General features: G+C 46.3%; 18 protein-coding genes. All 18 read left to right on the plus strand.

Annotation, left to right across the window (positions count from 1 at the left end):
• Positions 1–28: 28 nt before the first annotated feature.
• Positions 29–460 carry a hypothetical protein gene (locus tag AB182_RS02600; protein WP_001251242.1) on the plus strand — a complete coding sequence of 144 codons (432 nt, stop codon included), beginning with the start codon at positions 29–31 and terminating at the stop codon, positions 458–460.
• Positions 461–696: 236 nt separating this feature from the next.
• Positions 697–885 (plus strand): hypothetical protein, encoded by a 189-nt coding sequence (locus AB182_RS02610; protein WP_001107529.1) that lies wholly within the window; start codon positions 697–699, stop codon positions 883–885.
• 32 nt (positions 886–917) lie between these two features.
• On the plus strand, positions 918–1,169 hold the full coding sequence (locus AB182_RS02615) for a hypothetical protein (RefSeq protein ID WP_000115760.1): 252 nt from the start codon (positions 918–920) through the stop codon (positions 1,167–1,169).
• 401 nt (positions 1,170–1,570) lie between these two features.
• Entirely contained in the window at positions 1,571–3,961 is a 2,391-nt protein-coding gene (locus tag AB182_RS02620; RefSeq protein WP_000694552.1) for an Ig-like domain-containing protein, read from the plus strand.
• A gap of 433 nt (positions 3,962–4,394) precedes the next feature.
• Positions 4,395–4,865 (plus strand): hypothetical protein, encoded by a 471-nt coding sequence (locus AB182_RS02625; RefSeq protein ID WP_000170639.1) that lies wholly within the window; start codon positions 4,395–4,397, stop codon positions 4,863–4,865.
• A gap of 49 nt (positions 4,866–4,914) precedes the next feature.
• Positions 4,915–5,211, plus strand: coding sequence for a type II toxin-antitoxin system RelE/ParE family toxin (locus tag AB182_RS02630; RefSeq protein WP_000581857.1), 297 nt, complete (start codon positions 4,915–4,917; stop codon positions 5,209–5,211).
• A 44-nt stretch (positions 5,212–5,255) separates the two neighbouring features.
• A complete protein-coding gene (locus AB182_RS02635) occupies positions 5,256–6,401 on the plus strand; it encodes a hypothetical protein (protein ID WP_000339750.1) in 1,146 nt (381 codons plus the stop codon).
• 405 nt (positions 6,402–6,806) lie between these two features.
• A complete protein-coding gene (locus AB182_RS02640; RefSeq protein WP_000645320.1) occupies positions 6,807–7,184 on the plus strand; it encodes a hypothetical protein in 378 nt (125 codons plus the stop codon).
• Between the two features lie 91 nt (positions 7,185–7,275).
• A complete protein-coding gene (locus AB182_RS02645) occupies positions 7,276–7,704 on the plus strand; it encodes a hypothetical protein (RefSeq protein WP_000069824.1) in 429 nt (142 codons plus the stop codon).
• A gap of 64 nt (positions 7,705–7,768) precedes the next feature.
• Entirely contained in the window at positions 7,769–8,026 is a 258-nt protein-coding gene (locus AB182_RS02650) for a hypothetical protein (protein WP_001290639.1), read from the plus strand.
• Between the two features lie 155 nt (positions 8,027–8,181).
• On the plus strand, positions 8,182–8,790 hold the full coding sequence (locus AB182_RS02655) for a polyamine aminopropyltransferase (RefSeq protein WP_000833775.1): 609 nt from the start codon (positions 8,182–8,184) through the stop codon (positions 8,788–8,790).
• 170 nt (positions 8,791–8,960) lie between these two features.
• The gene (locus tag AB182_RS02660; protein ID WP_000104393.1) at positions 8,961–10,211 is read left to right on the plus strand and encodes a site-specific DNA-methyltransferase; all 1,251 of its coding nucleotides are present in this window, start codon (positions 8,961–8,963) and stop codon (positions 10,209–10,211) included.
• 294 nt (positions 10,212–10,505) lie between these two features.
• A complete protein-coding gene (locus AB182_RS02665; RefSeq protein ID WP_000834113.1) occupies positions 10,506–10,826 on the plus strand; it encodes a hypothetical protein in 321 nt (106 codons plus the stop codon).
• 242 nt (positions 10,827–11,068) lie between these two features.
• Entirely contained in the window at positions 11,069–11,395 is a 327-nt protein-coding gene (locus tag AB182_RS02670) for a hypothetical protein (RefSeq protein WP_000556022.1), read from the plus strand.
• 65 nt (positions 11,396–11,460) lie between these two features.
• Positions 11,461–11,718 (plus strand): hypothetical protein, encoded by a 258-nt coding sequence (locus AB182_RS02675; protein WP_001052325.1) that lies wholly within the window; start codon positions 11,461–11,463, stop codon positions 11,716–11,718.
• A 229-nt stretch (positions 11,719–11,947) separates the two neighbouring features.
• Positions 11,948–12,739, plus strand: coding sequence for a hypothetical protein (locus AB182_RS02680; protein ID WP_000774871.1), 792 nt, complete (start codon positions 11,948–11,950; stop codon positions 12,737–12,739).
• A gap of 50 nt (positions 12,740–12,789) precedes the next feature.
• On the plus strand, positions 12,790–12,990 hold the full coding sequence (locus AB182_RS02685) for a hypothetical protein (protein WP_022646497.1): 201 nt from the start codon (positions 12,790–12,792) through the stop codon (positions 12,988–12,990).
• 1 nt (position 12,991) lies between these two features.
• The gene (locus AB182_RS02690; RefSeq protein WP_072223036.1) at positions 12,992–13,960 is read left to right on the plus strand and encodes an IS5-like element IS903B family transposase; all 969 of its coding nucleotides are present in this window, start codon (positions 12,992–12,994) and stop codon (positions 13,958–13,960) included.
• Positions 13,961–13,980: the final 20 nt, after the last annotated feature.

Consider the following 13,980-nt stretch of genomic DNA (forward strand, 5'->3'; position numbering starts at 1 on the left):
TAATTCCCCTCTAAGGAGATTGCCCTAAATGGCGATGAATAAAAAAGAACAAGCCGCGTATGATGAGCTGGTGGCACAGGCCAGAATAAACCGCGCTTTACGCTGGTCTGACTATGGCGTTGAACGCGATATGCCCGTACCAGAGGTCTCGGGGGAATACCAAAACGGCTGGAGCTTCAACACCGCCACTGGCACTGTTTATCCGACATGGAGCGGAACTACGGTTCACGGCACACGGGAAGAGGGAGAGGTTGTCGATGCAACCTCCCGCCGCATGCGAGGCATGAATGGTAGCCAGAACGGCATACCACAATACAGCACCAAAGAACGCGCCCTGAAGGCATTACGCTGTTCGCTTGAAATCAAGTTTGCCATGCAGCTGGATGCCATAGATAAAGCTATCGCAAAAGAAATAGAGCTGTCCACCGCTCGCCGGGAGAGCGATACATCAGATGCCTAGCGGTAAACCATCAATTCAGGCCCGTGATCAGAGGGGCCTTAACGCCCTGAAAGAGGCGGTTCCAGCGACGGCACAACTACAGATGCGGGTTACCCCTGAACGTAAACTGCGTTACGTCAATCAGGCAAAGGCCGAAGGTCTGGGTCTAACAGACTGGGTCCAAAAGCATATGGATAACGTGTGTGATCTGGCAGGCCAGCCTGAAATAACCATGTACAAAGATGATGGAGAAACAAGTGGCCAAAAATAACAACAGTCTCAAACAGCATGTCTTCAATATGCTGTCGGCTGGCAGCGAACTTAAAGAAGTGAAGCGTTTTCTCACCAGCAAGCGAGTTAAAGCCCGCCTGGCAGTGTCAATGATCCACGAGCAGGCGATTGCTGTGCAGAACACTGAATACCAGAATTATCCGGCTTATAGCTAACTGGTAACAACAATTACAGAGAGATACTTAAAATGAGCGTAAACCCAGAATACACCAGGGTTCAGCATGTCCAGATTATTCGCGAGCGAGATGGGCAGAAGGAAGTTGTTCGAGTCTATGATGAAGATGGCGACGTGGTTCTGTGTTTACCTGCCTACATTCAGGATGAGGAAATAAATCTTATTCTGCGCCGGTTGAATGACGTATATTCAGTCGGATATCGTGTAGGTGATGCAGCCCGCCGCCGCGCCATCAAAAAAGCGCTGGGGGATGATGAGGAGTAAGGCCATTTTTACTGGCAAGATATCTGTATACCGGAGTCTTTAGAGTACGTTCTAATGGCTCCGGATTATTAATACTGTTTTACTCATGCAATAAAAAGCAAACCAAAATTCTTTCGCTAATTCATTTTTAAATGCTCAAATCATTAAATGTAAGGAGCGTTATTTATCAATAGGTATGGCGTTCTTAATGGCTATTAAGCTAGTTCTGCTTTCGCTTGCTTCTGGAAATTAGGGAAACCTAATTTTACCCTATCAAAAAGTAACTTTTCTGGTTTTGTTGCATTCACGTAAACAAAAAAGTCCCGCCGGGCAGAAAAGAAAAACATCAAAAATAGCTATTTTCCCGAAAAGATCACGAACACTGAAAAAGTATCATGGGGAACCTGATCAGGAGACAACCCATGAAAATCAAACTAGCCCTGCTTATTGCATTTGCAGGTTTCAGCGCAGGAGCTTCCGCTGAAATCGCAGAATTCAGCTTTAAAGATACCCTGAACGTTAAAAAGACCGTATCGCCTGCATCCGTATGGATTAATCCGGTAACGAGCTTTGACGTTGCCGTTATTTCCGGTCTGGACCGTTATATTACGCTCAGTCTGCTGAAAAGTGACGGGAGCCTCATCTGGAGCACGAAAAGCAGCCTGGTTACCGTTGATGACCGTACCACATCTTCGACAGGCTTTGATTATTACGGCAAGACTCTGACCGTACCAGCGATGGGAGAAGATAGCTTCACCCTCAGAGAGGTGATTACCGACTTGCAAGGGAAGGAGGTCTCCCGGCAGGATTACCCGCTTGCAATTGACCGAACGCCTCCGGCAACGGGTACCATAAGTTATACGAGAAATGGGTGGAACTTTGGCAGCGAAGCGATCTTCACTTCAGTACCAGCCGGTATGCAGTACGCCAGCGTCCAGGCACTGGTCTTTAATGGACTGAGTGATAAAGGTTCCGGGCTTGCTAATGCTGAATATTTCATAACCGATGCCGCTGGAGTGGAGCGTAAAAAGCCAGCGGAAATTAATACAGTGGAAGGTAGCGTAACCGTTCAAGTCGCCGACGCAAGCAGCAATGCCCTGGCACCGGAAAACCGCTCTGAATATAAAGTGGGGATCTACCTTTATGACAAAGCGGGAAACAGGAGCGAACTAAGCCGCCGAAGCGTAATTGATCGGGTTAAGCCTGACGATATCATCCAGGTGCAGGACGCCACTACCGGATCATGGGTCTCCTATCAGTCTGGCATGACCGTCTTCCAGAACCCTATTTCCGTACGGGTATTAAGGAAGAAAAGTGACTTTACTGCTGTTAACGGTTCCAAATATGGCTGGGCGGACTCGAATTTCCAGACGTCCGATAGCACTTATAATATCTATACTTTCAAATACATATATCCAAATGTGGGGGATACTTATCATGAATTTCAGACTCTGGCGGGAGGAGTAAGACGAATTCATCATAACTCCCTCAACTTCACTCCAGCCCCGGCGATGGAAATAGCCCCGAAGATAGTGGCTAAAGAGATGTACCGGAGTGATACCAGTGAGTGGTTAACTCAGGCCTCAATCAGCGTTAAAACCGCCACCATTAGCCGCATAAAGGTAACCGCAGAACCCCGACCATACGTGCAAAAGTTCAGAACGGTAAAAAATGCAGCCTGGTTCTGCACTATTCCTGTCGGACAAAGTTCATGCGAGATGACGGTTAACTTCAACTACACCAGTGACAAAGGATTTGAGTATCTGCATCTTTACTCGGGAAAAGATGGTGACAGCATATTCGATGCGCTTGCTGGTAATTTTACGGTTATCTGGGATAACAACCCACCGGTGGTTAATGTCGCTCAGGTAAACAAGGCCTCCAAGACAATCACTATGACGGCCACCGATAATGATCGCGTCAACGCCTGGAACATCAGCTACTGGGATACCAAAGTTTTCGAAGCCACCCTTAAAAATGCCCGGGGGGAAACTTTCACCCTGAAGCCTGTGACTGTCAGTGAAAGCGATTATAAAACCAAAAACGCCACTTTCTCATACGCTGGTCTACCGGACGGGGATTATACGGTTGTTAGCGTGTCTGCCACGGATCTTGTTGGAAACACAGGAACCAAAACGCTTAATGCACCGCTGAAAATTGACTCAACGCTTCCGGTTATTGCGTTCAGCTTTAATGGCGCAGACGCAGAAGGAAAACTGGTTAAAGGGCTTGAGAACCTACGCATAAGCGTTACTGATGCCTCTGGGGATGCTTCCCTGATATCGCTTCAGCTCGCTGGTGGACCTAACTCTGAAAAGGTCACCCTTGCATTCACGCCGCTATCCAAGGATGTCTTTATTCCTGAATACCCCAGAATCTTCCCCAATACTGACGAATCGGGACAGATGTATCATCTGGAGGCTCTGGCTATTGACGAATCAGGTAACCGGACCACTAAAACGCTTAATTTTACCTACCAGCCAGCTAACCTGATTATGCTGGATAATCTCAAGACGCTGGCCACAGCCGTAGCACTGAAAGCAACGGACAACACGCCGCTGGCCATCATCCGAACCAGTGTGTTGCGTCGTCAGGACGGTTCTATCATTACCGGACAGTTAAACGGAACCCTGACTGTTCAGAAAAACGCCCAGTTCGGCGTTACGGTTGCCGGAGTTACGGTCCAGCCTGGTGAAACTAAATCGCTGTCACTGGATCTTGGTAATGGTGAAGAGCGCACATATCCCGTTACTCCCGCTGTAAGTGGTCAATCTGGCACGGCCACATTTACTATAGAATTCCCTCAAACATAAACCCTACACAAGGGTACGGTAGTATGCCGTACCCTGTTACGCCATCCTCAATGTAAAATGTAGAGTTGAGCATGACTTAATTATTACTTTCTCATTAAGTGTCTCTTAAACTGCAAACGGGAAAGTAATATTCCCGAGACGGGAAGGACTCCTTCCTTTTGGTTATAATCTATGATGCTAAACTGTGTAATTACACCGGAACAATGTCCTCGTTTAAATCGCTGGCACCAGTACATGATTTATCCATGAATGCTTTTTGATGCAATTTTACTTCAGAATGCTCTTAATTTTTTAAACAAATTATATTTGAATCCTTCGTGTATAAATTTGCAGCCCCTCTCTCAATGTTTTTTTAAAATATTTACTCTCAGGTTATTAGCCAGTAGATTCATTCTGTCATGATTACTCCAGAACTAACCGGAGGAATCACATTATGACCAAATATTATGATCGCAGTGGAATTGAAATCTCCAGCGCAAAAATCCGCTGTGTTGATTCTGTAAAAGGTACTGCGGAATATACTTTTCGTATTGTTTGCGATAAATGCAATGGGCGGGGAGAGCGTAAGCATTTTTATAGAAGTCGCTGTATGGCTTGTAAAGCCACGGGTTACAGCCTCGAAACGACCCGTACTGCTTACACGCTGAATGCGCTGTACCGCATTAATGCGCAAGCTGCCCGCAAAGTGTCAGCATCCCTGCAAGACGAGCGTTTAAGGACTGAAAGCGCCCACAGTTCTGCGTTCACAGCATGGTGCAGGTCTCATCAAAAAATGGTTGATGCAATCACCCAACAATCCAGTAGTAATAATTTTCTGGAAAGCCTTAAGTCTTCTTTAACCCACCAGCGTCAGTTAAGTGATAAGCAGCTGGCAGTTGCCGCCCGCATTTTAGGTATTCATTAATTCAAAGCCCTTTTAATTTAATTTTAAGGTCAATTATTACGGAGGAACTATGATCCATTCATTTAAAGACAGACGGCTTGAAAAGTTCTTCCGTAATGGAAAAACAACGGCAGGTATTCCTTCTGAAATTATTAACGCGATTCTGTGTCGACTTGAAACGCTGGATAATGTCCAGAGTGAGCGGGAGTTATTATCCAACAGCTTGCGTTATGAACGCTTAAGAATGACGTCAAACCGTTATTCCTCCATTCGAGTAAACTCTAAGTATCGATTATTCTTTGAATGGAATGATGGCGCACATAATGTTCATTTGTCTGCACATGACTATAAATCGCTCATCCATTAAGGTTAAAAATGAAGCTATTTTCAATTTCATCCCGGGATACAAGCATGGACGCGATGTTTTATATCCAGGCCAGTACTAAACAACAGGCAAGTTACATATTTAGTACCCTTTCCCCGAAGCCTACTGCGAACTGCCAGCTTACAGATTTGCAGAATGAGACGGTCGTCCCTTCCATAAGCCCTATTTCGCTTTCACTTAACCCCTGGTCGATCAATTCCCAGTCCCGAACCCGGGAACTGCGTATGGCCACGCATGGTCTTAACCTGATCTGTGCAGTCACGGATGAGCATACCCGTCAGATAGTTGACTTTTGCGATAACCTTGGACAGCAGCTTAAGGATCCGGACGACAAAAGCGCCTGGGTTAAGCTCATTAATTCTGAATGCGCTTTGCTTAATTCTCCGCGTCTCTATCCCGTTCTGCTTGAGCCGGATACACCGGCACAATTTGAAATCTTTGTGCCAGCTCCGGAAGATGGAGAACACGACACGGTCATAGCCAGCGTTGTTAAAGAATGTTTCGGAGATGAATGCCGGTACAGAGTAACGGACAAAGCTTTTGCAATGTCGGAAAAGCCAGTCATCAGGCTGGAAGCTCATTTCAATGACAAACGCGAAAAGGTTTTAGAACTGACCTTTTCCTGTTTCAATCTTTCACTCTCAGCGTCCGTGCATGAAAACCAGCTACGTCAGATTTTGTTACTTTGCGAAGACTTTGGCGTAAGGCTTCAGGGTAGAGCAGGGGCATCCTGCCACGTTAATATGCGCAGTGCTTACCGTCGTCTTGCTCATGTTGGCACCGGCTCTCGCCCAGGTGATGACAGTGATGTGCGGGTCTATACCTCGTTAAAAGAAGAAAAAGATGTTAAGAGGCTGCTTGATAAGTCAACCAGGGGAAGTGAGCTTGTACCGGCGAGGCACGGGCAGCAGTTTAACGGGGTCTTAGTGAATGCCACACCCGCATCGGCCACTACTGGTTTCATTTACCTTTCGCATGATTTTCCGGAAGGCCAGTTTATGATGACAGCCGAGGTGTTGCATGTTGGAATTACACCAGGCGGTATTTACTACATTGAAACACTGGACGGTTACCGGTTTATCGTGACAGCGTTTGAGAAGGGATTAATGAACGGTTTGAGGGAGTTTATAGCTGCAAATGAGGAATATTTTAAGTATTACCGCTGGTCTTAGTATCTGAGCTGAAACCGGTAGGCCAGGGAAGGCAACCGGGAAAATGCAATTTAACCTGATCCTATACCTACGACTATCTTTATCCACTTATAATAGCCTCACCAAATTATAATGCCCGATCACCGCATTTGCTTAAACCTCACATATTCTTCTTATGCTTCCCCTGATAATCTACGACCGAAAGACAAAGGAAAGTGAATACGAAATAAGATTTATGAGCACATAAAAGTTACTTTTCCTTGGTGGCACATCACAAACATTGTGGGTTTCATAATCCTTTTTGTTATTTAAAAAGGATGTGTTCAATTCTAATTAAAGGTGGTATTTTTTTTGAAAGTTTGCTGGGAGGTTATTAGCTGGGGGGATGGGTAACAGTATAATAAGTACAGATGAAAAGGAGGTTTTATGAAAGCGTTAGACGTGGTTTCAACTCAACTCAACTTTATTAATCTGTTGGATCAGGCAGGATATGCTCTTTCAGAAATTGTTGTAAAACGCTTCAGTGCTGCACCAGCCTTTAACGAAGGGCACTGGTTGTTCATTGCAGAGCAGGATAACCGCTACATTGAAGTGGTCTGTATTCTCTCTTTAGCTTCAGAAAGCGGAGAGCAGCATATTGATGTTTTTATTAATATGTTCGAAGACCCGATTGATGATGTTATTTCACGAAACATTGAAACCAAAACCTTTGCGACGCTTTATAAATACATTGAACGTATACCTTTTACTCCGGGTGTAAAGAAAGAATTCTTGAGCAGTATTGAGAACATCAATTTTAGTTAATCAAAAACCACAACTTTTTGCCACCAAGTTATTAGGTAATGCTATCAACCTGATATAATTACCTTAACATGAATATGAGCGGAGCCGGGTTATGTCTAATAATACTGAAGTCATTAGCTGTGATTTATTTTCAACTCTATCTTCACTTAATTTTAGCACCGAGGATATTACAGGTTTGACTCCGGCCAACTTTCGAAAGGGAGCTTTCTTACATGCAAAAATTTCTGCTAGCCAGGCCACGCGAGCGACTGATATTTCCATTCAATTACTCACGGATCGTGTTTCAGGTGAAATGAACTACGTAATAGTAATTGGCAGGCACGAAGGACTCCTGCAAAGCGAAGCAATTGACCCAAACGCTGATAAGCAATACCGGGAAAACCGTTATTCTCGCCATTTTATCTCAGTAACCGATGCCAATACCAAAGCCCTGAAAAAAACCTGCAAGGTAATGAAAACATATATCAAAGAGCAGGCATTTAAGCCTAACACCTGGGGGCACAGTTTCATTAAGGGTTGATTTATTCTTGCCCCGGTGAGCCGGGGCAACGCTAAATTAACCTCAAACTGTGCTGGAGGCACAAATGTCTGAAAAACACTTTATCGTTAAAATCCAGAACCGAAACGGCGACCATGAGAATAGCTATGTTCGGTTACTCGTCAGCGATTGTGAGAAAAATGCTTGCCAGACGGCACTCATTTCAGAGTGCCATGGCGAGCTTGAACAGCTGAGTTTTGAAGACGGTGGGGTTTACGACTACAACGGCGAAAATCACTACAGTGTCAGGAGCTGCGTGGAGGTTGCTCCAGAAGACGTTGCAACTTTGCAACGCTTCCTTTAACACCTGCGACATTTGATTAAATATCGGGCGTCCGCTACAGGATGCCCGTGATTTAAACGATTCCTCAAAGATCGCTGTCACTCCTGATAACTGTATTAAGAGCAGGTTTGTGATAGGTTCAGCGTAACAACATTACTGGAATTTTGGTTGCCTTGATGAAGAGCTGCTTTTCTGATTTACCCGTTAAAGACGGCACGTCCGGAACCTGGAAACTGGACACATTCGAAATTACCGCAGATAAGGCGATGAGCCTCGCCCTTCGTGCCGAGTATACAGGTAATACAGACGAGTTTATCCCGCCCGGTAGATATCGGCGTTTGTCCAACGGCTGGGATGTGGTGATGTCCAATACCCCGATGGAGATCAGAACCTGCCAGGATTTTTTAGAGCGAGCCACCGGGCGCGTGCTCATTAATGGTCTTGGTCTGGGGATGGTGCTTCACGCCATTCTTCAAAAAGAAGATGTAACCCATGTAACAGTAATTGAAAAAGAACAGGACGTTATTAACCTCGTTGCGGCCTCGTTTGCAAACGATCCTCGCGTTGAAATTATCCATGCTGATGCAATGATGTATTGCCCACCAGCAGGCGTCACGTACAACGCATGCTGGCACGACATATGGCCAGACTTCGCAACAGCTAACCTCTCACAGATGGATAAGCTGGAAATTAAGTACCGGGACATCTGTGAATGGCAGGGCTCGTGGGGCAGGGAGGAGTGTGAGCAAAAGCACATTGAGTTTCAAAATCTTGGGGCTGATTGAGTACAACTTTTGAAGGTGTCTCCGCTAAAGAAGACTGGGTCTCTTTGCGCATGCCCAGCTGTGCTGCATGACCTGACAAAGCCTATAAATAAACAGATCGGTTTGATTTAGTAATCCCCCTTCCAACCATCAGGCCGATATTTAAACTGCATCTCCATTAAGGATGGCTGATGAGCACGATTTCTACGGATTTAATTGCACGGATCTACGCAGCCTCCGAATTGCCGTTGAGCAACGACGAGCTTTATCGCGAAGTGCAGCGTGAAACTGGCATGTCGGATGCCGAATTGCACGAACTGAAAGAATTTGGGTCAGATAAAACCAGAACCAGCGGCGTCAAACACAAAGTACGCTGGTTTCAGCAGACTCTTCGGCAGGCCGGAGTCATCGAACGCGTTCCAGAAAAACGGGGCGTCTGGAGATACTCCTCTAAGACGAAAACAAACCTACACGAGTCATGGGAAAAGCTCTGTGTTGTCGGTTTCTCAACTTCTCTTGGGGCATCGGTTTTTGGAAACGCCTATGCCTTCTTCAGCAATATCACAGAGCAAATTCATCTTTGCCTGACCTCGCCGCCTTACCTCCTTCGAAATTCAAGAGACTACGGGCATGGCGGGGGGCGTGGCGAGCAGGTTTATATTGACTGGCTTCTGCGTATCCTCGAACCGATCGTGAAACAGCTTGTACCCGGCGCAAGTGTGGCATTGAATATCACTCAAGATAGCTTTAATAGGGGCAGGCCTTCACGTTCTCTGTATCTGGAGCGTCTGACACTGGCATTATGTGACAAGCTGGGGCTTGAGCTCATGGACAGGCTTCAGTGGGTGAATCGCAGTAAGCCCCCATCGCCAACGCACTGGGCATGTAAGCAACGAGTGCAGCTCTGCTCATCGTATGAGCCTGTGCTGTGGTTTACCAATGATGCGAGTAAGGTTCGTTCAAACAACTTACGTGTACTGCAACCGCATTCAGAGCAGCATCTTAAATTGCAGGCAGCAGGCGGTGAAAATCGCACGACCTTTTATGGTGATGGGGCGTACCAGCTTAAAAGCGGATCCTTTGGAAATAAAACAGAAGGAACGATCCCCAAAAATACTTTGTTTTACGGCAATAGCTGCGCTGATACGAGATTTTGCCATTCCATTGCCCGCGAGCTAGGTTTTCCGCTGCATGGTGCAACGTCTCCTACCAGGCTTGCAGCGTTTCTGATTGAGTTTTTGACAGAGCCGGGAGATCTTGTTGTAGATCCCTTCGCTGGCCTGCATAAAGTTCCCATCGCAGCCGAGCGACTTGGCAGACGTTGGCTGGCGACGGACAAAATCATGGAATGGCTGGCGATTTCCCGAAACCTTTTTACGGCCGCACCGGGATATAAGAGTAACCCCATGCTGGACGAGCTCGCCGAACTGTATCGGGCTTAATGCAAGTTAACGGTTTTGATAAAGTGGTTTGAAGCGACAAGCGGTTTATTCATTTTGCATTGTTTCTACCATAAAATGACAATATTAACGGCTTAGCATACGCCGCAGAGATAATTAGGGTGCCATTCATTTCCGGTTGTCTGTATTAACGAGTGTATTCAATATTCACTTGTTTCTCCGATATAGACCCAACAAAAAAAACTGATGGTTGTGATACAGAACTTGTTGAATTAACATCCGGTACATTAACTATATTGGTAATTTAGACGGTTTCTAAATTAAAGTTGGACAGATATGAAGTCAGATACAGAAATGGTTTCTCCTATCGAGTTGCACATTGGCGATCATGTCCAGCGGCATGGTGCTTTATTTGAGGTTATGCATATTGTTGAATCCGAATGCGATATTCCCGGCGGCATCCGGGTAGCAGCATGCATTTCACGGGTTATCGGTGACGTTACGGGCAATATTCCTCGTGGTTGGCTGGAAACACCGAAGCGTATGGCTGAGCGAGGAGTTAAGTGGGCGACGAGTCTGCCTGAGGGGCTTTACTTTAACATCCAGGGGAACGCACATGCGAAAGTAAGCCGGGTTATTCGTAATGTGACTAATTGAAACTTTTTTCTGAATTGCGGTGTAAAAGTTACTTTTCACCGCATCGTTTTCCCTAACTACTAAATCAGAGCTTCTCTGAAATAAGCGGATTTAACCGCTAGCGATTTATTCAGGCCATTTTATTCTAATCATTATCCTACACTTCAAAAATATTCATTATTTTTTCTTCTGACCTATTAGCCAGAATTCTCGATTCGGTATCATTTACTTACGGTAAATCTTTTGAAAACGAGGTAAATGGCATGCATTCTCAGGATCCTATCACGAAATTAACCCAGACGTTGCAACGCGACGATGGTTCTCAGGTTCGTATTGTAGCGCAGCGGGGATATGGAAGTGGGCTTACAGCCTCGCTTGATGTGTACGTTCTCCGTCGTGATTCCTCTGAAAGCAACTGGTCACTGTGCGGAAAAGATCCTCACCCAGAGTGGAGAAAGATGTCAGTAGATGAGTATCAGAAATTTGGACGCTCTGAAATGCTGCGTTATGCCACACCAGGTGAAATTCTCAGGGTGGCATCCGCTATTGGCCAGCCAATGAGCTTCCTCGATGGCAACCCTGCGTTTTAGCCCGAACCCTGGCGACGCCTTTTAAACCGGCGTCATTCTTTTTACGAGCAACAGACGGAGAAAAAATGAATCTGAACGAACGAAGCACGAGCGCAGCAACGCCAGATTTGAGCCGACTTTATCTCATTTCCGGGCGCATTATGTTTGATGATGATGATCAGGCCTACCTGGTCGAAGCCGACTCCCCTGGTGATGCAGAGGAGGCTTTCCGGCATCATATTGCTGACAGTGCCGACGACTTAGAAAAGGTGATTATAGTTTCCTCTACAAGTTTCGCTTCAGCTCACAGCAGTCGCGTAATTTGTCGGCCTGCCGTGAAGTAATTTCAACTTCCAATGATATTTCCCTCTTTATAAAAGCCGCCGTCTGGCGGTTTTTATTTGCAAAAATGAATATTAATCCTGAATGATATTAATTTAAGATGAGGTAGTGTTCATATTCTTCTTCTTAATATTTTTTCTAAAAAAACGCCTTCAGGTTATTAGTTGGTATTAGTGTATTTGTTATGATCTTCTCATCAAATACATTAATTAAATAATCAAGGAGTCAACTGTGGCAGATAATTATACTCAGGCGTCGTTTATTATTCCCTGCACTCAGGAGCAGGCAAAAATGGCACAAGAAGCAATCACATTCGTTACCGAAGCAGAAATTGCAGAAGGTGAGCGTTTGCTTGATAAGCCACTGACAGATTGTTCTCTGACTGAGAAGCTGATCCTCAGTATTATCGAGAACCACCCTGAGTATGACCCTTCTGAGCCGAGCTTTGGGCAACCATCCTGCCCAGACTGCAATTATGAACTGTTGTTCGCAACAGAAGTTACCAGCAGTGGGCTGGCAGTTTTTCATGGAGAGACCATTGATCTTGACCATGCAATTTGCCTCACAACTGCCGTGCTGTCGGTATTCGACCTCTCGGAAATGGTAACAATTACTGCTGCATTTACATGCAGTAAAAGCCGGACAGATGAATTTGGGGGTATGACTATTCTGGTCACAAAGGATACCCACTATTACCAGGATGGCTGTCAGTTTTCTCGTCTCATGAATGAGGCTCACAAAGCCGGTATCCAGTATGCTCTGTGTAAAGTGACGCATTACCACGGTGAGAGCAGCTATGTGGCAAGCTATGTCCTGAGCTGCGACGTAGCGGATTCAGCCCAGGAGGTCGTTAACAAACGACTGAAGGCATGTGCCGGAAAAGAGCCAGAAGACGGAATCTATATTCTGTGTGAAGAAGACAACACTAGTCTTTCGGTCGAACTCGTTACAGAACTGTCTCCGCTTGATTACGACAAGCTGAGCAAGCTTCTCCCTTCCCTTGACACCCTTTGCGGCGCTTAAGCCTGCCAATTACCGTAGCCACCGGTTTCCCCGGTGGCCTGGAGCCTGCCATGACCAATAAATTCATAGTTTCTACCGTTGATTGTATCAATGAATTTGCAAGTGACGTTCCGCAGAGTGTTTCCTTACGGATAGATACAATGCTTGAACAGCGTATCCGCAAATTGGCGGCATACGTGAAAGAAAACGATCTTCATTTAACTGAGTTTTACTTCTATGAGGCTTTGTTGAATAAATCGAACTTTTGCTGAGTTGAAGGATCAGATCACGCATCTTCCCGACAACGCAGACCGTTCCGTGGCAAAGCAAAAGTTCAAAATCACCAACTGGCCCACCTACAATAAAGCCCTCATCAACCGTGGCTCCATAACTTTCTGGCTGGATGATGAAGCTATTCAGGCCTGGTATGAGTCGGCAACGCCTTCATCACGGGGAAGACCTCAGCGCTATTCTGACCTTGCCATCACGACTGTGCTGGTCATTAAACGCGTATTCAGGCTGACCCTGCGCGCTGCGCAGGGCTTTATTGATTCCATTTTTTCTCTGATGAACGTTCCGCTACGCTGCCCGGATTACAGCTGTGTCAGCAGGCGGGCAAAGTCGGTTAATGTCAGTTTCAAAACGCCCACCCGGGGTGAAATCGCACACCTGGTAATTGATTCCACCGGGCTGAAGGTCTTCGGTGAAGGCGAGTGGAAAGTCAAAAAGCATGGCCAGGAACGCCGCCGTATCTGGCGTAAGCTGCATCTCGCCGTTGACAGTAAAACACATGAAATCATCTGCGCTGACCTGTCGCTGAACAACGTTACGGACTCAGAGGCCTTCCCCGGGTTAATCCGGCAAACCCACCGGAAAATCAGGTCAGCCGCCGCCGATGGCGCTTACGATACCCGGCTATGTCACGATGAACTGCGGCGTAAGAAAATCAGCGCGCTTATCCCGCCCCGAAAAGGTGCGGGTTACTGGCCCGGTGAATATGCAGACCGTAACCGTGCTGTTGCGAATCAGCGGCTGACCGGGAGTAATGCGCGGTGGAAATGGACAACAGATTACAATCGTCGCTCGATAGCGGAAACGGCGATGTACCGGGTAAAACAGCTGTTCGGGGGTTCACTGACGCTGCGTGACTACGATGGTCAGGTTGCGGAGGCTATGGCCCTGGTACGAGCGCTGAACAAAATGACGAAAGCAGGTATGCCTGAAAGCGTGCGTATTGCCTGAAAACACAACCCGCTACGGGG

The sequence above is a fragment of the Phytobacter ursingii genome (genome assembly GCF_001022135.1).
Taxonomy (GTDB): domain Bacteria; phylum Pseudomonadota; class Gammaproteobacteria; order Enterobacterales; family Enterobacteriaceae; genus Phytobacter; species Phytobacter ursingii.

Excerpts from the sequence above, each read along its gene's own strand:
- AB182_RS02620 (WP_000694552.1), top strand. The coding sequence starts at position 1,571 with ATGAAAATCAAACTAGCCCTGCTTATTGCATTTGCAGGTTTCAGCGCA.
- AB182_RS02600 (WP_001251242.1), top strand. The coding sequence starts at position 29 with ATGGCGATGAATAAAAAAGAACAAGCCGCGTATGATGAGCTGGTGGCA.
- AB182_RS02670 (WP_000556022.1), top strand. The coding sequence starts at position 11,069 with ATGCATTCTCAGGATCCTATCACGAAATTAACCCAGACGTTGCAACGC.
- AB182_RS02645 (WP_000069824.1), top strand. The coding sequence starts at position 7,276 with ATGTCTAATAATACTGAAGTCATTAGCTGTGATTTATTTTCAACTCTA.
- AB182_RS02655 (WP_000833775.1), top strand. The coding sequence starts at position 8,182 with ATGAAGAGCTGCTTTTCTGATTTACCCGTTAAAGACGGCACGTCCGGA.
- AB182_RS02660 (WP_000104393.1), top strand. The coding sequence starts at position 8,961 with ATGAGCACGATTTCTACGGATTTAATTGCACGGATCTACGCAGCCTCC.
- AB182_RS02685 (WP_022646497.1), top strand. The coding sequence starts at position 12,790 with ATGACCAATAAATTCATAGTTTCTACCGTTGATTGTATCAATGAATTT.
- AB182_RS02615 (WP_000115760.1), top strand. The coding sequence starts at position 918 with ATGAGCGTAAACCCAGAATACACCAGGGTTCAGCATGTCCAGATTATT.
- AB182_RS02630 (WP_000581857.1), top strand. The coding sequence starts at position 4,915 with ATGATCCATTCATTTAAAGACAGACGGCTTGAAAAGTTCTTCCGTAAT.
- AB182_RS02650 (WP_001290639.1), top strand. The coding sequence starts at position 7,769 with ATGTCTGAAAAACACTTTATCGTTAAAATCCAGAACCGAAACGGCGAC.
- AB182_RS02635 (WP_000339750.1), top strand. The coding sequence starts at position 5,256 with ATGGACGCGATGTTTTATATCCAGGCCAGTACTAAACAACAGGCAAGT.
- AB182_RS02640 (WP_000645320.1), top strand. The coding sequence starts at position 6,807 with ATGAAAGCGTTAGACGTGGTTTCAACTCAACTCAACTTTATTAATCTG.
- AB182_RS02625 (WP_000170639.1), top strand. The coding sequence starts at position 4,395 with ATGACCAAATATTATGATCGCAGTGGAATTGAAATCTCCAGCGCAAAA.
- AB182_RS02675 (WP_001052325.1), top strand. The coding sequence starts at position 11,461 with ATGAATCTGAACGAACGAAGCACGAGCGCAGCAACGCCAGATTTGAGC.
- AB182_RS02665 (WP_000834113.1), top strand. The coding sequence starts at position 10,506 with ATGAAGTCAGATACAGAAATGGTTTCTCCTATCGAGTTGCACATTGGC.